General features: G+C 57.6%; 20 protein-coding genes. All 20 read right to left on the minus strand.

Annotated elements, in window-relative coordinates:
- Positions 1-105: 105 nt before the first annotated feature.
- Entirely contained in the window at positions 106-399 is a 294-nt protein-coding gene (locus tag RB620_RS15015; RefSeq protein ID WP_308095563.1) for an RNA-binding S4 domain-containing protein, read from the minus strand.
- 3 nt (positions 400-402) lie between these two features.
- Positions 403-675, minus strand: coding sequence for an HU family DNA-binding protein (locus tag RB620_RS15020; RefSeq protein WP_087571204.1), 273 nt, complete (start codon positions 673-675; stop codon positions 403-405).
- Positions 676-862: 187 nt separating this feature from the next.
- Positions 863-2,440 (minus strand): bifunctional methyltransferase/pyrophosphohydrolase YabN, encoded by a 1,578-nt coding sequence (gene yabN / locus RB620_RS15025; RefSeq protein WP_308095564.1) that lies wholly within the window; start codon positions 2,438-2,440, stop codon positions 863-865.
- Between the two features lie 267 nt (positions 2,441-2,707).
- A complete protein-coding gene (locus RB620_RS15030) occupies positions 2,708-4,372 on the minus strand; it encodes an oligosaccharide flippase family protein (protein WP_308095566.1) in 1,665 nt (554 codons plus the stop codon).
- Between the two features lie 178 nt (positions 4,373-4,550).
- Positions 4,551-5,093 carry a stage V sporulation protein T gene (gene spoVT, locus RB620_RS15035; RefSeq protein ID WP_308095568.1) on the minus strand — a complete coding sequence of 181 codons (543 nt, stop codon included), beginning with the start codon at positions 5,091-5,093 and terminating at the stop codon, positions 4,551-4,553.
- Positions 5,094-5,462: 369 nt separating this feature from the next.
- Entirely contained in the window at positions 5,463-6,173 is a 711-nt protein-coding gene (urtE, locus tag RB620_RS15040; protein ID WP_308095570.1) for an urea ABC transporter ATP-binding subunit UrtE, read from the minus strand.
- The gene (gene urtD / locus RB620_RS15045; RefSeq protein ID WP_308095571.1) at positions 6,151-6,933 is read right to left on the minus strand and encodes an urea ABC transporter ATP-binding protein UrtD; all 783 of its coding nucleotides are present in this window, start codon (positions 6,931-6,933) and stop codon (positions 6,151-6,153) included. The genes urtE and urtD overlap by 23 nt, the downstream gene beginning before the upstream one ends.
- 84 nt (positions 6,934-7,017) lie before the next feature.
- Positions 7,018-8,139: an urea ABC transporter permease subunit UrtC gene (gene urtC, locus RB620_RS15050; protein WP_308095573.1), complete on the minus strand. Its 1,122-nt coding sequence runs from the start codon at positions 8,137-8,139 to the stop codon at positions 7,018-7,020.
- Between the two features lie 86 nt (positions 8,140-8,225).
- Positions 8,226-9,131 (minus strand): urea ABC transporter permease subunit UrtB, encoded by a 906-nt coding sequence (gene urtB / locus RB620_RS15055; RefSeq protein WP_308095575.1) that lies wholly within the window; start codon positions 9,129-9,131, stop codon positions 8,226-8,228.
- 138 nt (positions 9,132-9,269) lie between these two features.
- Positions 9,270-10,538 (minus strand): urea ABC transporter substrate-binding protein, encoded by a 1,269-nt coding sequence (gene urtA / locus RB620_RS15060; RefSeq protein ID WP_308095577.1) that lies wholly within the window; start codon positions 10,536-10,538, stop codon positions 9,270-9,272.
- Positions 10,539-10,949: 411 nt separating this feature from the next.
- The gene (locus RB620_RS15065; protein ID WP_308095579.1) at positions 10,950-11,126 is read right to left on the minus strand and encodes a type II toxin-antitoxin system antitoxin; all 177 of its coding nucleotides are present in this window, start codon (positions 11,124-11,126) and stop codon (positions 10,950-10,952) included.
- 11 nt (positions 11,127-11,137) lie between these two features.
- Positions 11,138-12,010: an SPFH domain-containing protein gene (locus RB620_RS15070; RefSeq protein WP_308095581.1), complete on the minus strand. Its 873-nt coding sequence runs from the start codon at positions 12,008-12,010 to the stop codon at positions 11,138-11,140.
- A 176-nt stretch (positions 12,011-12,186) separates the two neighbouring features.
- On the minus strand, positions 12,187-13,308 hold the full coding sequence (locus tag RB620_RS15075) for a peptidylprolyl isomerase (RefSeq protein ID WP_308095583.1): 1,122 nt from the start codon (positions 13,306-13,308) through the stop codon (positions 12,187-12,189).
- A gap of 251 nt (positions 13,309-13,559) precedes the next feature.
- Complete coding sequence (gene mfd, locus RB620_RS15080; RefSeq protein WP_308095585.1) at positions 13,560-17,093, minus strand: transcription-repair coupling factor; 3,534 nt, start codon at positions 17,091-17,093, stop codon at positions 13,560-13,562.
- Between the two features lie 166 nt (positions 17,094-17,259).
- On the minus strand, positions 17,260-17,490 hold the full coding sequence (gene fin / locus RB620_RS15085; protein WP_308095587.1) for an anti-sigma-F factor Fin: 231 nt from the start codon (positions 17,488-17,490) through the stop codon (positions 17,260-17,262).
- 62 nt (positions 17,491-17,552) lie between these two features.
- Positions 17,553-18,113: an aminoacyl-tRNA hydrolase gene (pth, locus tag RB620_RS15090; RefSeq protein ID WP_308095589.1), complete on the minus strand. Its 561-nt coding sequence runs from the start codon at positions 18,111-18,113 to the stop codon at positions 17,553-17,555.
- Between the two features lie 182 nt (positions 18,114-18,295).
- Complete coding sequence (locus RB620_RS15095) at positions 18,296-18,949, minus strand: 50S ribosomal protein L25 (RefSeq protein WP_308095590.1); 654 nt, start codon at positions 18,947-18,949, stop codon at positions 18,296-18,298.
- Between the two features lie 95 nt (positions 18,950-19,044).
- Positions 19,045-20,442, minus strand: coding sequence for a bifunctional UDP-N-acetylglucosamine diphosphorylase/glucosamine-1-phosphate N-acetyltransferase GlmU (gene glmU, locus RB620_RS15100; protein ID WP_308095592.1), 1,398 nt, complete (start codon positions 20,440-20,442; stop codon positions 19,045-19,047).
- Between the two features lie 234 nt (positions 20,443-20,676).
- Positions 20,677-20,958, minus strand: coding sequence for a septation regulator SpoVG (gene spoVG / locus RB620_RS15105; protein WP_087571183.1), 282 nt, complete (start codon positions 20,956-20,958; stop codon positions 20,677-20,679).
- A gap of 129 nt (positions 20,959-21,087) precedes the next feature.
- The gene (locus RB620_RS15110; RefSeq protein ID WP_308095597.1) at positions 21,088-21,486 is read right to left on the minus strand and encodes a RidA family protein; all 399 of its coding nucleotides are present in this window, start codon (positions 21,484-21,486) and stop codon (positions 21,088-21,090) included.

Raw genomic sequence — 21,486 nt, forward strand, 5'->3', positions numbered from 1 at the left:
GCGGGTATGGGATACACGACGACCGACACTTCGTGCGCACGCCGATAACGAAAAAAAACCGCCCAACCCCGGATCTCCGGACGTTGGACAGCTTTTGGAGTTTCGCTATGCCTGTGGCTTCTCCCACTCGAGCTCGCTCTCGCGGGGACGCTGCTCTTCTTTCACCAGGGTGTACAGCTCGCCGGCTTCATCCTTGCGAGTCGTCTCCGTCAGGCGTTCCACGCGCACCGTAACGATCTTCTGTCCATACTGGATCTGAAGCTCGTCGCCAACCTTGACGGCACTGCTCGCTTTCGCCTCGCGGCCGTTGATCCATACACGACCTTGCTCGGATACATCCTTCGCAACGGTACGGCGTTTGATCAATCTGGACACCTTGAGAAATTTATCGAGACGCATGAATTACTTGATCGCTTCTTTCAGCTTGTTGCCTGCTTTGAACGCAGGAACTTTGGATTCAGGGATCGTGATTTCTTTGCCTGTTTGCGGGTTGCGGCCCACGCGGCCGGAACGTTTGCGAGTTTCGAAAGTACCGAAGCCGATCAGTTGTACTTTGTCGCCGCCTGCAAGAGCGTCTGTTACTTCGCCCAGGAAGCCATTCAATACAGCTTCTACGTCACGTTTAGTCAAGCCGCTTTTTTCTGCGATGTTGTTGATCAGGTCTGTTTTGTTCATTGTTTGTTTCCTCCTAAGGGTTATCCATATTTTTGTGGCGCTGCCGCGCATTCGCGGCCCCACCCATTGGCAAAATCTGCTCTCACGAAGAATACTTATTCTTCCTGCGGAGCGAGAAATCCTGCTGCCGGATGCAAATTTTTTTGGGAATAGTGCTGAATTCAGGCGAATTGTGGCGAAAGTCCGATTACGTATGCCGTTTGGCTTCTTCCCACCAACGATCCATCTCTAGTAAATCAGTTTGGTCAAAAGTTTTGCCGTTTATACGAAGCTGCTCTTCGATATATTCGAATCTAGCTCGAAACTTTCGATTCGTGCGAGAGAGCGCCTCCTCGGGATCGGCTTCGATGAACCTCGATGCGTTCACGACGGCGAAGAGCAGGTCGCCGAGCTCCGAAGCCTGCTGCTCCTTGTCGCCGGATGCGATCGCCTCGCGCAGCTCGCGCAGCTCTTCCTCGATCTTCGCCAGCACCGGCCCCAGCTCGTCCCAGTCGAAGCCGACCTTGGCGGCTTTCTTCTGTATCTTGTAAGCTTTCATCAGCGCGGGGAGATCCGGCGGGATCCCGTCGAGCTGCGACTTCCGCGCCGCGTCCGTTCCCTTGCGCTTCTTCTCCTCGGCCTTCATCGCTTCCCAATTGACCAGCGCTTCGTCCGCGTCTTCTGCGCTTCGCTCTCCGAACACATGCGGATGGCGGAAGATCAGCTTCTCGTTCAGCGTCTGAATGACGTCGTAGACGGAGAACGCCCCCGTCTCTTCTTCCATCTGGCTGTGGAGCATCACCTGCAGGATAATATCGCCGAACTCCTCCTGCATGCCGTCCGGATCGTCGTTGTCGATCGCTTCGAGCGCTTCGTACAGCTCTTCGATAAAGTTCTTGCGAATGGATTGATGCGTCTGCTCGCGGTCCCAAGGACAGCCCTCGGGACTGCGAAGGATCGCCACGATCTCGTGCAGCCGCTCGAACGTACGGTTGCGCAAGGCGGGGTCGCCGGAACGCGGCACGTAGATGAGCGACAGATTGCCGTAGTCCTGCTCGCGATCCAGCTCGTAGAGCGGCACGCGCAGGATCCGTTCTTCGCCTTGCACGCCGAGCGCATGGCCGATGACGACTTCATGGTCGTCAGGGTAACGCTCCATCAGCGCCAGCTTCACGTCCGATGCGGTAAACGCGTCGTACACCTGACCGATCAGCGTATGCAGCTGCGGCTGCAGCATAGACGGCTGAAGCTCAGCGGCATCCAAGAGCGAGAATCCTTCGATCGGGTCGATGCCGAGGCTGACGAACGCCGCGTCGAGGAAGCTCTCGCCGCCCGTGATTCGCAGCGCGATGCCGGCTTCTTCGCAGCGTTCTCTGAGCAGCTGAACGGTGCGCTCGGCCACCATCGGGTGGCCGGGGACGGCATAGACGATGGACGGAGCTTCGCTTGAATCGCCTGGAGCGGCAGCGTTGCCGGAATCGGCAGCGATTCCAGCATCTGGGGACCCGGCCGGCAGCACATCTCCGCCAATCCCTCTCAGAGATTCCTCCATCAGCGTCGATACGATCGCTTCGTACACATCGGGGAACGAGTCGTGTCCTTCATATATGTAGTCAAACGAAGTATAGGCGATTCCGTGCTCCTTCACCAGCGCCATAACGGGATGGCGTTCGGTACGCACGAACAGCCGGCGGGCCGACTGCAGCTTGCGCCACACGCCGAGCGTGATCGCATCGGGATCTCCGGCGCCTAGGCCGATAATATCAATCGTGATCGTAGGGGTCAAGAAGGTTCCTCCTTTAACTGCCATATTGCAGTTGATGCAGCTCATCAGAAGCCGCGGGTAGATCGATAACTGCTAAATTGCTGTTATTCCAGCTCCTTAGAAACCTCGAGAGACCGAGTAACTGCAAATTTGCCGTTGATGCGACACTCCGGCTTCCCTAAGTCCGCCGAACTTACGACATACGCCATCCGTTCCATGTTATCGCATCCGTCTAGGCGGAGGCAACTTCGCAAGGATCGGCGCGCGGCGATCTTCGCTCCGGCAAGCTTATTCCCGCGGGATGAGCCCCCGCCGCCGAAGCCGGGCGGCCAGCGTTTCGCCGCCCGGCAGCGCGCGCCATTCTCGCGCGCCGATGACGCCGCCGCGCAGCACTGCCGCGGCGAAAACCGCTGCGCCGACGGCGATGCACGTCAGCGCCAGCGCAGCGGCTGCCGCCCGCGGCGGCAGCGCTTCAAGCGCGCCGCCTGCGAGGGCGCGCTCGCACAGCCACAGCGCCGCGGCCATGACCGCGAGCGCCGCAATTCCCGCGGCGGCGGGGCGCCAGCCCGCCGCCCGCCATGTTCGCGCATGCGGCGGGCGAAGCCCCGCAGCCGCATGGCGGAGCGCCGCCGCGCCGAGCAAGGCGGCGGCGGTCAGCGCGACAACGCCGGAGAGCGCCGCTCCCTCGATTCCGAGGGAGGGGACGAGAGCGGCGTTGAGCGCGCCCTTCAGCAGCGCCGCGAGGAGCAGCAGCAGCGCGGGAGCCCGCGCGGAGCCGAGCGCTTGCAGCGCGGGCGCGGCGACCGCGCTGACGCAGCCGGCGAGCGCGGTGCAGCCGATGAGCGCCAGCGCGCCCGTCCCGCTGGCGTCGCGGTACAGCATGACGTTGATCGGCTCGGCAAGTAGCACGAGTCCGACCGATGCCGCGGCGCCGATGAGCCAGGCCATGCGCAGCATAAGCGCGAGCCGCGATTGCAGCAGCTCCAGCTGCCGCTCGGCCTTCGCGCGCACAAGCCCCGGCACCATCGCGGCGGCGCCCGCGCCCGCGGCCATCGCGACGAGCTGCACGAGCGGCTGTCCCCTGCCGTAGACGCCGAACAGGCTCATTGCCTCTTCGGCGGACAGCCCGTCCGCTCGCAGCAAGGCCGGCACGGTGAAGCTGTCCACCGCGGCGACGGCGGGGACGACAAGCGCGGCGAGCGCCGCGGGCAGCGCCAAGGCGGCAAGCTCCTTCATCTCGCGGAGCAGCTTGCCTCTGCTTAGGACACCCCAGATGCCGCCCGCGCCGCCGGTCATCGTCCGGGAACCGAGTCCGAGCAGCAGCAGCGTCACGGCAGCGCCCGCCGCCGCGCCGAACATAACGCCTGCAGCAAGCGTTTCGTCGCTCCAGCCTGCCGCCAGCCCGGTTCCGAGCGCGAGCAGCATAACGATGACGCGCACGAGCTGCTCCGCCAGCTGCGACACGGCGGATAACGCCATCCGCCTCATGCCTTGCATATAGCCGCGCAGCGCAGCCGCGACCGGAGCGAGCAGCAGCGACAGCGACAGCACCCAAATGACGGGCGCCACGGCGGCATCTCCGATCCACGCGGCCGTCCGGTCCGCCGTCATCCACATGAGCGCCGCCGCCGCGGTTCCGGTCGTGCCAAGCAGCAGCACGGCTGCGAGCAGCGCGGTTCGCGTCTCCGCGAAGCCGCCGTTCACGCGCGACATTCGGCTGGCGATCACGATCGACACCGCGGTCGGCAAGCCGGCCGTCGCCAGCACGGCAATCATTTGATAGAACGGATAAACCGCATTATAGATGCCGAATACGCGATCGCCCGCCACGTTCTGAAGCGGAATCTTCTGCAAAGCGCCGATCAGCTTGGACAGGAGAGCCGCGCCGGCCATCATCGCGACGCCGTTCTGCCATAATCGCGGCGGCTTCCCGCCCGGCTCTCGCCCGCTCATGTCCCAAACTCCCGCTTCATCGAATAGCCCCACTTTTTCCACAATTTGAATCGATTATACCTCAAATCGGGGACAAGGAGGAACAACGAGCGGCCGGCCGCAACAAAAAGAGGCTCCCCACTTCGGGCGCCGGCCGCGCCTTATAGGTGTGGAAGCCTTGATGTTCTATGTGTCGTATTTATTGTTCCATCTGCTTCGCAAGGAAACCTGCCGCCGTCTCCGCCATCTTCGTCTCCATCTGCGCCATCTTCACCGATTCGTCCTTGCTCATCATCACGACGGACCCGATCGGATCGCCGCCCGCGATAATCGGCGCCACGACGAAGGAGCTGTACGCTTCTTGCACGTCCTTCACGATCTCATAGTTGCCGCCGTTCGTCTCCGTCATCGTTTTGCGGTTATCCATGCACGATTCGAGCGTCGATCCGATCGGCTTGTCCAGCAATTCTTTTTTGGAAGCGCCCGCCACGGTAATGATGGTATCCCGGTCGGAGATCAAGGTGACATGGCCCGTGCTTTCAAACAGCGATTCCGCATACTCCTTCGCGAAGTCGCCAAGCTCCCCGATCGGGGAATATTTCTTTAGAATGACCTCTCCGTCGCGGTCCACGAATATTTCCAGCGGATCGCCCTCCCGGATACGCAACGTGCGGCGAATTTCCTTCGGAATCACCACACGCCCAAGATCATCGATGCGACGTACAATTCCAGTTGCTTTCATTTCTTGTTGCCCCGCTTTCACTAGAAGATTTTGAATACACTGGATGCCAGCCTTGCTTTATCCACCAGATATCTCCGAATCATTATCGCGCCGTAATGGGTTCGCATGCTCCAATCTGGCTGCCTTAGGAGGTCATAACCTTCACTGAAGATTTTGAATCTGACCATAGTATTCAACTGCTCCCAAATTCTTATGCACGCCGCCAATACGCCCCTGTCATGCCGATTCGTCCGATTTCGTCGACTGCCGGACAGCCCCGCGTCCCGAATTGCAAAGAGCCCCATCCCATGCAGGATTAGGCTCTTACTATCCCCTTCCGCCCGCCTTTTAACCGCCTTCAATGCCTCGATCTTCGTTGCCTTTCCTCATTCATACCGTTAAAAACTGCCGGATCACGTCCTCGGTCAAACCGTCCAGATCGCCTTCCCACGCGATCGCGCCTTTATCCAGTACGTAGAAATAATCGCCGACGCTCTTGACGAAGTCCAGGCTCTGCTCCACAAGCAGAATTGCCGTGTTTCCCTCCTCCTTGATGGAGCGGATAACGTCCCGGATATCGTCGACGATGGAGGGCTGAATACCCTCGCATGGCTCGTCGAGGAGCAGCATCTCCGGTCTGGATGCAAGCGCACGGGCAAATGCCAGCTGCTGCTGCTGCCCGCCGCTGAGATCCCCGCCCCGCCTTTCGTACATCGCGGGAAGCGCCGGGAACTTCTCGATCGCCTCGGGAGGGATCTCGGCGCCCGCCTTGCGCGCCTGCTTCGATCGCGATGCCTCCAGTCCAAGCAGCAGATTCTCGTACACCGACAGCTGCGCGAAGATCTCCCTGCCCTGCGGCACGTAGCCGATGCCGCTCTTCGCGCGGACGGAAGGCGCCTTCTTCGTCAAGTCCGCGCCGTTGTAGCTGACCTTCCCCTCTCTTGCGCGAAGCAGTCCCATAATACTCTTCATGAGTGTCGTCTTGCCTACGCCGTTGCGGCCCATCAAGCAGACGACTTGCCCGGGCTTCACCCGCAGCGAGACGTTTCTCAGAATGACGCTCTCCCCGTAACCTGATTCAAGCTGTTGAACGGCTAGCATGCTCCTCGCGCCTCCTGCCCAGATAAACTTCGGCGACGCGGTCGTCGCCCTGCACTTCCTCCATGGACCCTTCCTTCAGCAGCTTTCCTTCGTGCATGACCGTCACCTTGCTCGCGAAGCTGCGGACGAACTCCATGTCATGCTCGACCACGACGACGGAACGGTCCCGCGCGATTTCATGCAGCAGCTCGCCCGTCTTGTCGGTCTCCTTGTCGGTCATGCCGGCCACCGGCTCATCCAGGAGCAGCACCTCCGGCTTCTGCAGCAGCATCATCCCGATCTCCAGCCACTGCTTCTCCCCATGCGACAAGCCGCCAGCACGCCAACTCCCCTTCTCGGCCAAGCCGATCATCGCTAGCTGGTCGCGCAGCTTGTTTTCTTCCGCCTTTTTCATTCGGGCGAAAAGCGTAGCGATGACCCTGCGGTTCTGACGCATCGCGATCTCCAGATTCTCCAATACGGTCATGTCCTTGAAGATCGATGGCGCCTGGAACTTGCGTCCGATGCCGAGCTCCGCGATCTGATGCTCGTGCTTGCGCGTGATGTCGACCTGCCCGTCGAAGGTAACGCGCCCCGAGGTAGGTTTTACTTTGCCGCAGATGACATCGAGCATCGTCGTCTTGCCCGCTCCGTTCGGGCCTATAAGGAAACGAAGCTCCCCTTTCTCCAGATGCAGGTTCATCCCTTGCACCGCTTTGAAGCCGTCGAACTCCACCGTTACGTCCTCGCATTGCAGAATTGCCGCTTGCTTGTTGCCCATGCCGGGTTCCCTCCTTCGTGAATCGGTTCGTTGCCGTTACCCCCGCCCCGTTGTTTTGGCGTTTCGAAGCGCCGACGTCTCCTTTTACCCTTGCGGGACGCTTCCTTCCTTCTCTCCTCCGGCCCCAAGCTTGCTCCCGGATCGGCGGACGAACGCCGGAAGCATTCCCCTTGCGCCTATCCCTCTCCAATGGAACAAGCCCGCTACGCCCTTCGGCAAAAACACGACGACGATGACGAACATGGCGCCCATGAAGAACAGCCAGCCCTCCGGATACGCGGTGCTGAATTCGCTTTTGGCCCAGTTCATGAGAATCGCCCCGAGCGCCGCCCCGATCAGCGTGCCTCTCCCTCCGATGGCAACCCATAATACCATCTCGATGGACGGCACGATGCCGAGCATCGAAGGAGAGATGATGCCGACATGCAGGACGAACAGCATGCCCGCTAGACCTGCGATCGCCGCCGATACGGTGAAGATGACCACCTGATACATCGCAGGGTTATACCCGATGAACCGAACCCGGTTCTCGCCGTCCCGGATGGCGCGAAGCACCTTGCCGAACCGGCTGCCGGTCAAATAACGGCACAGAACGAAAGTGCCGAGCAGCGCCGCCGCCGTAACCCAATAAAGCATCCGCTTCGTCTCCGGGGCCGCGAGCGAATGGCCGAGCAGCGTCGTGTATCCGGTAACGCCGTTCGTTCCTCCCGTGAACGCTTGCTGCCCAACGAGCAGCGTCGTCGTAATGATGACCAGCGCCTGCGTCAGAATCGTAAAATAAACGCCCCGTATCCGGTTGCGGAACGTAAAATACCCCAGTCCGAGAGCGAGCGCAGCGGGGATCAGTATGCCGAGCGCCACCGCCGCCCCGAACGATTCGAACGGCTGCCAGAAGAGCGGCAGCTCCTTCAGCCCGCTCCAGCCCATGAAGTCGGGCAGCTTCCCGCCGCTCGCTTCCAGCTTCAAATACATGGCCATCGCATACGCTCCGAGACCGAAGAAGATGCCGTGGCCCAGGCTCAGAATGCCCGTGTACCCCCATATCAGATCAAGCCCGATCGCGACGATCGCGAAGGCTAGAAATTTCGCCAGAAGATTCAGCAGGAAGTCGCTGAATACGAGCGGGGCGCAGAACAGAGCCGTCGCAGCGATCGCGTAGCCCCCCAGTATCCACCACCGTTTCCCCGATATACCCGTCAGTTGCATATCCGCATTCCACCTTCTCTAAGAGGTCGTTCAAAAACTCGCGAACCGAACTTTTGAACATTCGCTCTACGCATGTCGTTCCAGTCTTAATCCAGCGAGCGCGTACGCATCGCGACGAGTCCCGACGGCCTCCATTGCAGGAACGCGACGATACATACGAACACGAGCACTTTGCCCAGCGACGCGTTCGTCCAATATTCGAACAAAGTATTGAACATCCCTATGCCGGTCGCGCCAAGCACTGTTCCGACCAGCTTGCCTACGCCTCCGAGCACGACGACCATAAAGGCGTCCACAATATAATAGGTACCGAGCGAAGGTCCGATCGGCCCCATCAGGGTTAAGGCGCAACCCGCGATGCCCGCGATGCCCGAGCCGATCGCGAAAGTCATGGCATCGACGCGCCTGGTCGATACGCCTAGACATGCGGCCATCTCGCGGTTCTGCATGACGGCCCTCATGCGCCGTCCTTCATGGCTGCGATAAATATACACATACATGGCGACGAGACAAGCGACGACGAGCCCGATGATGAACAGCCGCTTATATGGCAGCAAGGTTCCCCCGAAGACGCTGAGCCCTCCGTCCAGCCAAGTCGGACTCTTGACGGCCACGTTCGGCGCGCCGAAGATCGTCCGCGCCAGCTGTTGAAGCATCAAGCCGACGCCCCATGTGGCGAGCAGGCTGTCGAGCGGCCTACCGTACAGGAAACGAATGAGCCCCATTTCAAGCACGAGTCCGATCGCGAACGCGATCACGAAGCTGGCCGGGATGGCCAGGATGAAGTACCAATCGAACATCGACTCGGGCATGTAGTCTAGGAACAAATTTTGCGTCAAATACGTCGCGTACGCTCCGATCATGATCAGCTCGCCATGCGCCATGTTGATGACTTTCATCAATCCGAACGTGATCGCTAGGCCCAGCGCTACGAGCAGCAGAATTGAGCCGATACTAAGCCCGTTGAATAACTGCAATATGAACAGTTCCATCTCATCGCTCCTTCAGCGGCTACGCGAGATCGGGCATGATACAGGAAGAGGAAGCATTCGATGTTGCACCCGTCGAACACTTCCTCCCCTGCGCCGCCTAAGCCGCTTCTTTATCCGATTGTCGTGCCGTTGCCTTTCTTACGGCTGGATGCTTGCGGCCCATTCGTAGCCTTTCAGGAACGGATCCGGCTTGACGGCCTCTCCGGAATTCCATAGCTCTTTGAATTGTCCGTCCGCCTGCACCTCGCCGATCCGCACTGTCTTGTAAATATGCTGCGTCTCGCCGTCGATCTTCACCTTGCCGCTCGGAGCGTCCCACTCCAGCTCCTTGGCCGCTTCCTTCACGGCCGCCACGTCCGTCGATCCTGCTTTCTCAACCGCCGCAGCCCATAGGTATACCGCCGTGTAACCCGCTTCGATCGGGTCGGCCGTTACGCGCTCGTCGCCGAACTTCGCTTTGTAGCTCTCCACGAACTTGGCGTTCGTCGGCGTATCCGTCGTTTGGTAGTAGTTCCATGCGGCCAAATGCCCTTCAAGCACATCGACGCCGATGCCGCGGATTTCTTCCTCGGCCACCGATACCGACAACGTCGTAATGGCTTGCGCCGTAATGCCCGCGTCCTTCAGCTGCTTGAAGAAGGCCACGTTGCTGTCTCCGTTCAGCGTATTGTAGACGATGTCGGGATCGGCCGCCTTGATTTTGCTGATGATCGTGCTGTAGTCGGTATGGCCGAGCGGCGTGTATTCCTCGCCGGCAAGCTCGCCGCCTTCGGCCTTGAGCTGCTCTTTGATAATCAGGTTAGCGGTGCGCGGGAATACGTAGTCGGAACCGAGCAAGTAAAACTTCTTGCCCCGATTCTCCAGCAGCCATGTGACCGACGGAACGATCTGTTGGTTCGTCGTCGCTCCCGTGTAGAAAATGTTCGGCGAAGCCTCGAGCCCTTCGTATTGAACGGGGTACCAGAGCAATCCGTTCAGCTCCTCGAATACCGGAAGCATCGCTTTTCGGCTAGCGGATGTCCATCCTCCGAATACCGTCGCGACTTTGTCTTCCGAGATCAGCTTACGCGCCTTCTCCGCGAAGGTCGGCCAATCCGACGCCCCGTCCTCCAGCACGGGGACGATCTTCTTGCCGAGCACGCCGCCCGCCGCGTTGATTTCTTCGATCGCCATCATCTCGGCATCGATCACCGACATTTCGCTGATAGCCATCGTGCCGCTCTGCGAATGAAGAATGCCGACCTTGATTTCTCCTTCCGTTCCCCCTGTTTCCCCTGATGCGCTTGTTTCAGTAGGTGTGTTCGTGCTGGATGATGCAGGTTCGTTGTTGTTTCCCGAGCAGCCCGCCAGCACCATGCTAACAGCCACAATCAGCAAACCGAATTGATAGAACAATCCCTTCCTCATCTCTCCACTCCCCGTTTCTCCTGGTTTTGTCTCTATTTTCCGAACGATTTGCTGGAATACTATTCCAACGTTCGTTCCTGAGGTCCATTATAGTGGTGTGCATTTATTCATGTCAATATAGTTTACATTAAATCATCCGTAAGTATTGGAAATGAGTCTATCGCGCTATAAACGTATAATTACGCGCATATTTATGTTAGTTTAATTCACATAAATGCTAACATCATTCGATTCGACAACTTAAGTTGTACGGCTTTTCTGGGAGATTCCTCTTAAACATAACATTAATATAACATTAAAAGTCACTCCTTATTGTTCTCTCGGTAAGTTATACATTCTTTTTTCATCAAAAAAGGCAGATAGACGCTCTCCAGCCTTAAGGCTTTCAACTCGTTCTATCTGCCTGTGTCTTTATTTCCCGTGATCGCGGTTCGGCGGCTTCAGCCTGCCCGCCTTGCCGAGAGCTTCCCTGAGCAGAAACTCAATATGCCCGTTGACGCTGCGGAATTCGTCTGCGGCCCATTGCTCCAGCGCGCGATGAATCTCTGGATCCAGTCGCAGGGGAAACGCCTTCTTCTCCTTGGCCATCTCGGCTATCCTCAGCTATACAGCGATCCCGTATTGATAACCGGCTGGGCCGCCCGGTCGGATACGATGGATACCATCAGATTATTGATCATCGCCGCGCGAAGTTCATGATCAAGGACGATTCCGTTCTCCTCCAGCTGGCGGAGCGCCGCGTCCACCATGCCGACCGCGCCTTCGACGATCTTCTGGCGTGCCGCCACGATCGCGATCGCTTGCTGCCTCTGAAGCATGGCGCTCGCAATCTCAGGCGCGTACGCCAGATGCGTGATGCGGGTCTCGCGAAGCTGAACGCCCGCTACATCCAATCGCTCCTGCAGCTCGCGTAGCAGCTCTGCCGCTACTTCGTCCGCGTTGCCGCGAAGCGACACGGTATTCGGATCCTCGAACGTGTCGTACGGATATTGGGCCGCAATATGGCGAATCGCCGTCTCGCTCTGGATTTCCACGAACCGCTCGTAGTGATCGACATCGAACGAAGCTTTGGCCGTATCCACCACTTTGAACACGATGACCGCGCCGATCTCCACCGGATTGCCTTCCGCGTCGTTCACCTTTAGCTTCTGGCTGTTGAAGTTGCGAACCTTCAGTGATACGGTCGACTTCGTCGAAAGCGGGAGCACCATCCACAGTCCGCTCTCCACGACCGTGCCGACGTAAGTTCCGAAGAACGTAATGACCTTTGCTTCGTTCGGCTGAACGATGACTAACGAGGACAGTCCGAGCAAACCGATCAGCAGCAGGAAACCGCCGACGCCGATCATGACATAAGACGATTCGTCAGCCGTGATCTCCGAACCAATCAGCCATGCGCCTCCCACTACCGCAATGACGGCCAGCAAGAGCGCTAAGTATCCGCTGACGCAAAACCCTTTTTTCTCCCTCATCGCCTTCACCCCTATATCTTTTTGATATTTTTATGATATCAGTTTTTACAAATACAGTCAACGATTTTATGCCTGTTTCATTGATTAGGGGATCGATTACACAATAAAGAAACCCCATCAGCATAGCAGCTGATGAGGCTTCCATTCGGATCATACGATCGATTCCGTTATTCGGGTTATTCCGCAGGCTTTTCCGTCGCTGTTGGCGATGGAGACGGCGTAGCCGTAGCCTCGCCCTCCGCGCCTTCCGTCTCTCCTTCGCCCTCTGCGTCGGGGGATGGCGATGGGGACGGCTCAGGAAGCGTGATCTTGAGCTCTTGCTTCGGCATCTCGTCGCTCATGAATTTCTCCATGTACGTGTAAGCCGCCGCGCTCATCACTTCTTCCTTCTGTTCGTCGGTCAGTTGATCATAGGTCTTAGGCTCGCGTTTCTCGACAACCATAACATGATAGCCGAAGTCGGATTTGACCGGCTCGCCGATCTTGTTGATCTCTTGCTCGAACGCCGCTTTCTTAAACGGCTCTACCCAGTTCTTGCCTTCCGCATCTGCATAGAGGCCGCCTTTATCCTTGGAGCCCGGATCGTCGGAATATTCCTTCGCGAGCGTATCCCAGCTTCCGCCGGCATCCAGCTTCGCTTTCACTTCTTTGGCGCGGGCAAGCGCTTCTTCATCCGTACGAAGCTCTTTGGTCTCGCCCGTTTCTTCATTCTGTTCCGTAGTTGCCACGAGAATGTGGCGAACAGTCGACACCGCGTAGTCCATTTGGGCGGTTTCATAGGCTTTCGTAATATCTTCATCCGTCACGAGGGAGTTCACATGCGCCACAACCGTTGAAGTGAGCATGAGGAACGTCGCCATGTCATCGTCGGAAATTTTCTTTTCTTTGACCTTCTTCTCGAGGTCGGCGTCGGTCTTCAGATAGTCCTTGTATTCCTTCAGCTGCTTGTCCACGTCTTCGCGGGCCTTCTTCAAGGAGTCCTCGGAAGCCTGGCTGCTCAGCACCTTGTACGATACGTATTGCTCGAGAATCATTTGCTGAAATTGCGGGATGGTGATGATTTGCTCATACGATGGCTGAGATACGCCGAAGATCGCCAGATACTTGTCGAACTCCGCTTGCGTGACCTTGCCGTCCTTATACGTCGCGACGACGTCTCCTTCGCTTACGCCCTTGAATTCCAAGGAATGCTCGCCTTTGTCGCCGCCGCATGCCGCTAGCATCGTCATGACAAGCACCACTGCAACAACGAGCAGCGCGCTTCTGCTCCATGCCGACTTGCGTGTACTGTGCAACATGTTGAATCCCCTTTCACATAATAAGCTTTTTCGAGGTTGTTCAAAAAAACCGCTTCTTATCACGCAGCTACTCTATGGAGTAACTCGCTTCGAATCTTGGATTCAGCCGGTCTTTCCGGTGCTCACGTAGGTTCCACCTACGCTCCGCTCCTCATTCCCTAGCTTCTTCCAACCTTCTCGGTGCTAATAACCGATTTTTTTGAACTTGCATTATATTGTATTGTAGCAGAAAAGGGACAAGAAAAGCGAATTTACGCCTGCGATGTCGCATTCTGCAGCATTTCCTTCGGCGCTACGGCGTCTTTGTATCCCTCGAGGAACTTCTCGGACAAGTGGAGCTTCTGCTCCATGTTCAGCCCCTTGCCCCGCAGCGTAATGCTTTGCGGCGTTTCCTGCTCCGAGCTTTGCTTGAACCGGTTCTCCAGCTTGAGGCAAAGCTGGTCCACCTGCTTGCGCACCGTCTTGCTCGAGAACGGCGAAGCAAGCTTGAAGATCAAGTCGTCGCCCTTCTGGCTGACCAGCTCGATGCCGCACAGGGAACCGTAAATTTTCATGCGCGCCACGGACATCAGGTTGCTGACAGCCTGCGGAAGATCGCCGAACCGGTCGATTAACTCGTCGATGAGGTCGTCCGACTCCTCGAACGTGCGCACCGCCGCCACCTTCTTGTAAATTTCGATCTTCTGAATGCTGTCATAAATATAATCCGACGGCAGATAAGCGTCGACGCTGAGGTCGATCTGAGTCGATACGACCTTCTCCGCCACCACTTCTTCACCGGTCATCTCCGCCTTGCGCTTCGCGATCTCCTCCGCCAGCATCTGCGAATACATGTCGAAGCCGACGGACGCGATGAAGCCGTGCTGCTCCGCGCCGAGCAGATTGCCCGCGCCGCGGATGGCGAGGTCGCGCATCGCGATCTTGAATCCTGAGCCGAGCTCGGTAAATTCCTTGATCGATTGGAGCCGTTTCTCCGCCACCTCGGTGAGCACTTTGTCCCGCTGATAGGTAAAATACGCATAGGCGATCCGATTGGACCGGCCTACCCTCCCCCGCAGCTGGTACAGCTGGGAGAGACCCATCTTGTCGGCGTCATGGACGATAAGCGTATTGACGTTCGGGATGTCGACGCCCGTCTCGATAATGCTGGTGCTGACCAGCACGTCCGATTCGCCGTCGAGGAAGTCGAGAATCGTCTTCTCCAGCTCCTGCTCGGACATCTGGCCGTGTCCGACCGACACCTTCGCGTCCGGCACGAGCGCATTGATCTGCTCCGCCATCTGGTAGATGCCCTGGACGCGGTTGTACAGATAATAGACCTGGCCGCCACGCGCCAGCTCCCGCTCGATCGATTCGCGCACGAGGGCCGGGCTGTATTCGACAACGTAGGTTTGTACCGGGAATCGATTCTCCGGAGGCGTCTCGATGACGGACAAATCCCGCACGCCCAGCATGGACATATGAAGCGTACGAGGAATCGGGGTCGCCGTCAGCGTCAACACGTCCACGTTCGTCTTCAGCTTCTTCAACTTCTCCTTGTGCGAAACGCCGAACCGCTGCTCTTCGTCGACAACGAGCATGCCGAGCGATTTGAACACGATATCCTGCGACAGCAGCCTGTGCGTTCCGATCACGACGTCGACCGTGCCGTTCTTCAGCCCCTTGATCGTTTCGTTCTGTTCCTTGCGCGAGCGGAAGCGGCTCAGCACCTGCACGTTGATCGGATAACCCGCGAAGCGCTCGCGGAACGTCTCGTAATGCTGCTGCGCGAGAATCGTCGTTGGCACGAGCACCGCTACCTGCTTGCTGTCCATCGCCGCCTTGAACGCGGCTCGGACAGCGACTTCCGTCTTGCCGTATCCGACGTCGCCGCAGAGCAGTCTGTCCATCGGCTGGCTGCGCTCCATATCCTTCTTGATCTCTTCGATTGCGCGAAGCTGGTCTCTCGTCTCGTCGTACGGGAACATCGCTTCGAATTCCTGCTGATAAGTCGTATCCTTTCCGAACGAGTAGCCGGGCGTAGACTGGCGCTGCGCGTACAGCTTGATCAGATCGTCCGCGATATCCTGGACGGACGCCCTTGCCTTGCTCTTCGCCTTCGTCCATTCGCTGCCGCCCAGCTTGTTGACCTTCGGCTCCTTCTCTTCCGAGCCGACGTACTTCTGGATCATGTCGACCTGTTCAATCGGTACCGACAGCTTGTCGCCGCCGGCATACAGAATATGCAGGTAATCGCGGTGAATGCCGCCGATCTCGAGCGTGCCGATGCCGACATACTTGCCGATGCCGTGGTTATGATGGACGACGTAGTCGCCGACCTTCAGCTCGGTATAGCTTTTGATCCGCTCGGCATTGTCCAGCTTCTTGTCCAGTCTGCGCTGCTTGCGCTGCTTCTGCGAGAACATCTCGCCCTCGGTAATGACGACCAGATGCGACGAAGGCAGCTCGAAGCCCTGCTGCAGGTTGCCCTCCAGCAGAATCGGCGTTTCGATGCCGTAATCGTCGAGCACGCGGCGCATCCGCTCCATCCGCTCCGCATTGCCGGCCAGCATCATGACTTTGGCGCCGATCTTCTTCCAACGCTCCATCTCCGACTTCAGCACGTTCATCTGCCCATGGAAATTTTGCATCGAGCGGCTGGTCATATTGAGGATGTTCTGCGGCTGCGAATGAGGCACCTGGCGCAGGAAGAGCGACAAGAATAACGTCGGGAACGGGCGGTGATGCAGAATCTCCTCCGTCTCCCTAGCCAAGACAAGTCCGGGAAGCGACTTGCCGTTCTGGAGCAGATGGACGGACCATTCGCTCTCGTCCCGCTCGAGCTGCTTGGACGTTTCTATCAATCTCGTAGGCTCGTCTAGCACGAGCAGCGTATCCCCCGGCATATAGTCCATGATTGTCTGGTGCTCCGGGTATAACAGCGATATATATTTATAAATTTCCGGAAAATAAACCTGTTCCCGCAGCTTCTCCATCTCTCCGCCGATCTCCGCGCGGAGCCGATCCTTGGCCGTGCGGTCGGTCATCTTGTCGAGCTGCCGCTCCAGCAGCCCCGCAGCATGATCCGCGGCGTTCGCCATGCGCTCCGCGCTTGCGATGATCTCCTGGCATGGCGGGATGACGTAACTTTCCAGCCGCTCGAGCGAGCGCTGCTCGGCGGGATCGAACGTCCGTATGGAGTCGATATCGTCGCCGAACCATTCGATCCGGCAAGCCTGGACCGCCGTCAGCGGGTAGAAGTCGACGATGCCGCCTCTGACGCTCATCTCTCCTTTGGACTCCACGCGGTCGACCCGGACATAGCCGAGCGACGTCATGCGGCGCAGGAAGTCCTCCAGCGTGATCGAGTCTCCTACTTTGACCGGGATCTGCGCCTCGGCCATCACGCTGCCGATCGGCAGGTATCGCCTAACGCCGGAGAACGGCACGACAACAATCCCGCGATAGCCCTGGGACAGCTTCATCAGCACGTCCATTCGCTGCGCCAGCGTCTCGGGACTCGAGATCGCCGCCTCCGCAGCCATAAGCTCGTTCGCAGGATAGAGCAGCACCTTATCGGGCGACAAACATTCCTGTAGATCCTCCGCGATCTTCTGCGCGGAGAACATATTATGGGTGACGACGAGCATCGGGCGCTCGATCGCTTCTTCCAGGGCTGCAATCATGACCTGGCGGGAGGATCCGGCAAGCCCGGACACCATCTGCTCGCGCATCCCTTTGCGAATTCCGGATAGGACGGACTGAACGTCCAGATCCGCGGCAAAAGCTTGAATTAGCGCTTTCAACGTTTGCGGCACCTCGTTTCTCTCGCAACCGGCCGGGGATTGCCGGCCGCTGCTTTCCGACCATTCTCGCTACTGTTCCCCGTTCCACCCTCGCCCACGCCAAAACAGCTACAACCGGATCATGCCGGCATAGCTTGTTCTAGCAATACATATTAAAAGTACATCATTACTGCAATGGATTGCCGATCAGCATGAGGTCCGGATTCGTACTCAGCGCTTCGTTGCAATAATCGCAAACAACCTTTACCGTCACATTTCCGTTCGAGTCATACGCTATTATATCGCTGCGCTCTTCGGGGGTCAAGAAATGGAAACCGAGCTGCTGCTCCGTTATGGCGGAGCCATCGATCGATCCCATGGACGTCTTGCAGTGCCTGCAAATATAGTTTACAGCCATATGTATGCCTCCTGAGGATGGGTTATACCCTCAGTATGCCCATATCGCGCCAAATTAACGGCTTATCGGTTAAACTTCGCCATCGTCTCCTCGAACGGCGCCTTGAGCCCGAACTCCGCCGCGTCGCAAGCATTCGCGATCATGTCCACCAACTTGTCCCGCTCCGCCTTAGGGAACGTAGACAACACGTAGTCGGAGATGACCATGCCCGGCTGCGGCCTCGAGATGCCCATCCGGATCCGGTTGAACGTCTGCGTGTTCAAATGCTGGATCATCGACTTGATCCCGTTATGCCCGCCCGCGCTTCCTTGGTAACGGAGTCTCAGCTTGCCGATCTCCGTATCCAGATCGTCGTAGACGACGACGCCGTCCGCCAAGTCCGCCTTGAAGTAATCCATGAACGACCGGACCGATTCCCCGGAGAGGTTCATATACGTCATCGGCTTGATCAGCACGACCTTCGTCCCCCCGACGTTCCCTTCTCCGATGAGCGCCTTGCACTTGCTCTGCGTGACAGAGATGCCCCAGCGCCTCGCCAGCTCGTCGATCACCATAAATCCTACATTATGTCTCGTATCCTTATATTGTGTGCCCGGATTGCCAAGTCCAACGATCCATTTCATTCCCCTTGCTCCACTCCTTCGCCGTCAGCGCGCGCTTTTGCCAGCCTGTTGTTAGAATTGAACCTAATGTAGCATAAACCCGGGCAAAAACGAAGTCCGATATCGCAAAATGAAAATCGGATCAGATGCAATTCGCCAAAATAAAAGCCTGCCGATCGCTCGGCAGGCCTCTCTGATGCGCATTAGGTGCTTGTCGCGATCTCGTCATGCTGTGCATGCTCCGATCTGGACTCCGCTTCTATCGCTTCCACTTCCTGCGCTTCCGCTTCTTCCTCGCTCAGCTCTTTCTGCGGCGCTAGCACCGTCAGCACGACGAGCTCCGAATCCGACTTCGCTTCCACGCCTTGCGGAAGAACGAGATCCTTCACTTGCAAGCTCTCTCCGATACCGAGACCGGCAATATCGACCGGAATCGAATCCGGAATGTCGGCCGGGAGACACTCCACCTCGAGCTCGTGCAAGATAATGGATAGGATGCCTCCTTCCCGCACGCCGGCGGAATCCCCAACATGATCGATGCGCACGTTCGCGCGAACCGATTCGTTCATATTAATTTGATGGAAATCGACATGCAGGAGCTGATGGTTCAAGGAATCTCTCTGTACGTCGGCCACCATGACCGAGTGTTTGCCCGATCCCGGAATATCCATCTCCAGGACGGCGTTCGGGTGGGAACGGAGCAGCGCCTTTAGATCCTTCTCGCTTACGCTTACCGACGCAGCGTCGCTTAACAGCTTCCCGTATACGATTCCCGGGACCATGCCGCTAGACCGTAATAGGCGCAGATCGCCTTTCGTTTTGACGGATCTCGGATCCGCCTTCATTGCGATAGCCATATGGAATCCTCCTCGCGAATTGGATTTCCATATCACTTTACCCAGTCGCGGGGAAAATTAAACAAATTCGCAATCCTTCCCCTAACGGGGTCGGCTTACTTGGAATTACGCTCCTTCTTCGCTTTGGCGCGAGCCCGGATCTTGTCCGCGTATCCCTCTTTGTTCACTTGACGTTCCCGCGCGATCGCCAGATCGCCCGCCGGCACGTCCTGCGTAACGGTAGAACCCGCCACGACGTAAGCGCCGTCGCCAACCTTAATCGGTGCGATCAGATTGACGTTGCTTCCGATAAACGCATGATCGCCGATCTCCGTGACCGCTTTGTTGAAGCCGTCATAGTTGACCGTGATGGCGCCGCAGCCGATATTGACGTCCTTACCGACCACCGCGTCGCCGACATAGCTCAGATGGGACACCTTGCTTCCATCGTCCAGCGTGGCGTTCTTCAGCTCCACGAAGTCGCCGATCTTGCAGCCGCGGCCAAGCTTCGAGCCTGGGCGCAGGTTGGCGTATGGGCCGACCGTGCTTTCCGGACCAACGACAGATTCGGCAATGACGGAATACTTCACCGAGGCGCCATCGCCGATCTCGCTTGCCGTAATTTCCGCTCCCGGTCCGATGACGCAATCTTCGCCGATGACCGTTCCCGCGCGCAGGACGCAGCCCGGATAGACGACCGTGTCGGCGCCGATCACGACTCCCGCTTCAATATACGTGTTCGACGGATCGATTAGCGACACGCCATTCAATAGATGCTCCCGGTTAATCCGCTCGCGCATGAACCGTTCCGCCTCGGCAAGCGCCACGCGGTCGTTCACGCCGATCGCTTCGGCCAGATCTGTCGTGCAATAGCCTTGCACGACTTCGCCCGCCGATTTGAACAAGCCGATGACGTCGGTCAGGTAATATTCCCCCTGGACGTTCTCGTTCTTCACGTTCGCAAGCGTCTCGAACAGCTTGCGGTTATCGAAGCAATACGTGCCAGTGTTGATCTCCCGTACCGCAGCTTCCTTCACGGAGCAGTCCTTCTGCTCCACGATGCGCTGAACCGTGCCGTCTTCGCCGCGGATGACGCGCCCGTAGCCGGTCGGGTCTTCGAACGAAGCCGTCAGTACGGTCGCGGCCGCCCCGCTCTCCTCGTGCAGCTTCAGCATCGCTTCCACCGTCGACGCGCGGACAAGCGGCGTATCGCCGCAGATCACGATCGTCGTGCCTTCCTCGGAGCCAAGCAGATCCTTCGCCTGCAGCACCGCATGTCCCGTTCCGAGCTGCTGCTCCTGCAGCGCATATTCCGCCGCATCGCCCAAGTATGCCTTTACCTTCTCCGCGCCGTGACCGACGATCACGACCGCGCGTTCGCACTCCGCCGCTTGGACCGTATCCAGCACGTGGCCGACCATCGTCTTGCCGCATACGGGATGCAGCACTTTATATAGTTTCGATTTCATCCGTTTGCCTTGACCGGCAGCCAGTACAATCGCCATTCGTTTCATCTCTGGTAACCTCCCTATTTCCATCTACCATGGAATCCTCAGACAAGGTGAAACAGCCTTCGCCGTTATATGGCGGCGCGGCTCGTTTCATTCCGAGAATTCTAAGATCATTAAAAGTTGCAAAACTTATACATTCTTAGAATTTGAATATAGCCTATATTATAAAAAAAGAAAAGAGAGCCGCGGCTCTCTTCTCTGATTAAACGGGATTGTTACGCTTGCAGAGCTTGCGTTCTAAGCGCCTTCTTCGATCGCAACCTCATCGGCTGCGCGCTCATACTCTGCCAATACGGCAGCTTGGATCTTCTCACGTGTCGTGGAAGAAATTGGATGAGCGATATCGCGGAATTCGCCATCCGGGGTACGTTTGCTAGGCATAGCTACGAACATTCCATTGTTGCCGTCGATAACACGGATATCGTGAACAACGAATTCATTGTCAATGGTGATCGATGCGATGGCCTTCATACGTCCTTCCGAATTCACGCGGCGGAGTCTGACATCAGTAATTTGCACTTGTGTTCACCACCTTTGCCTCTCAAGACTTGGTGTATACTTCCACGTTTTAATGCAAAATCCTTCTATCAAATTGGTAAATTGATACTCAATTTAAAATATTTTTTTTGTTATGACAATTTTTCGTTTTCATTCGACATCTGTCGATGCAATGACCTCAATTTCGACAAGGACGTCCTTCGGAAGCCTTGCTACTTCTACGGCGGAACGGGCCGGTTTATGGTCTCCGAAGTAGGAAGCGTAGATGCCGTTCACCGTCGCGAAATCGTTCATATCTTTCATGAATACGGTCGCTTTGACGACGCTGCCGAACGAGGCTCCCGCTTCTTCGAGCACGGCCTTTAGATTGCGGAACACCTGGTGCGCCTGCTCTTCGATACCGCCCTCTACGAGAACGCCCGACGCGTCGAGCGGAATTTGCCCGGAGGTGAACACGAGTCCTCCTAGCTTGATCGCTTGCGAGTAAGGTCCGATTGCCGCCGGCGCCGCCTCCGTGGAGACCACTTCCAGCTTCGTGCGCGTTGTCAT

The organism is Paenibacillus sp. LHD-117 (genome assembly GCF_030929555.1).
In the GTDB taxonomy this organism is placed as follows: Bacteria; Bacillota; Bacilli; order Paenibacillales; family Paenibacillaceae; genus Pristimantibacillus.

Coding starts and splice junctions, on each gene's coding strand:
- RB620_RS15015 (WP_308095563.1), bottom strand. CDS start 399: ATGCGTCTCGATAAATTTCTCAAGGTGTCCAGATTGATCAAACGCCGT.
- RB620_RS15020 (WP_087571204.1), bottom strand. CDS start 675: ATGAACAAAACAGACCTGATCAACAACATCGCAGAAAAAAGCGGCTTG.
- RB620_RS15030 (WP_308095566.1), bottom strand. CDS start 4,372: ATGAGCGGGCGAGAGCCGGGCGGGAAGCCGCCGCGATTATGGCAGAAC.
- spoVT (WP_308095568.1), bottom strand. CDS start 5,093: ATGAAAGCAACTGGAATTGTACGTCGCATCGATGATCTTGGGCGTGTG.
- urtE (WP_308095570.1), bottom strand. CDS start 6,173: ATGCTAGCCGTTCAACAGCTTGAATCAGGTTACGGGGAGAGCGTCATT.
- urtD (WP_308095571.1), bottom strand. CDS start 6,933: ATGGGCAACAAGCAAGCGGCAATTCTGCAATGCGAGGACGTAACGGTG.
- urtC (WP_308095573.1), bottom strand. CDS start 8,139: ATGCAACTGACGGGTATATCGGGGAAACGGTGGTGGATACTGGGGGGC.
- urtB (WP_308095575.1), bottom strand. CDS start 9,131: ATGGAACTGTTCATATTGCAGTTATTCAACGGGCTTAGTATCGGCTCA.
- urtA (WP_308095577.1), bottom strand. CDS start 10,538: ATGAGGAAGGGATTGTTCTATCAATTCGGTTTGCTGATTGTGGCTGTT.
- RB620_RS15065 (WP_308095579.1), bottom strand. CDS start 11,126: ATGGCCAAGGAGAAGAAGGCGTTTCCCCTGCGACTGGATCCAGAGATT.
- RB620_RS15070 (WP_308095581.1), bottom strand. CDS start 12,010: ATGAGGGAGAAAAAAGGGTTTTGCGTCAGCGGATACTTAGCGCTCTTG.
- RB620_RS15075 (WP_308095583.1), bottom strand. CDS start 13,308: ATGTTGCACAGTACACGCAAGTCGGCATGGAGCAGAAGCGCGCTGCTC.
- fin (WP_308095587.1), bottom strand. CDS start 17,490: ATGGCTGTAAACTATATTTGCAGGCACTGCAAGACGTCCATGGGATCG.
- pth (WP_308095589.1), bottom strand. CDS start 18,113: ATGAAATGGATCGTTGGACTTGGCAATCCGGGCACACAATATAAGGAT.
- RB620_RS15095 (WP_308095590.1), bottom strand. CDS start 18,949: ATGGCTATCGCAATGAAGGCGGATCCGAGATCCGTCAAAACGAAAGGC.
- glmU (WP_308095592.1), bottom strand. CDS start 20,442: ATGAAACGAATGGCGATTGTACTGGCTGCCGGTCAAGGCAAACGGATG.
- RB620_RS15110 (WP_308095597.1), bottom strand. CDS start 21,486: ATGACAACGCGCACGAAGCTGGAAGTGGTCTCCACGGAGGCGGCGCCG.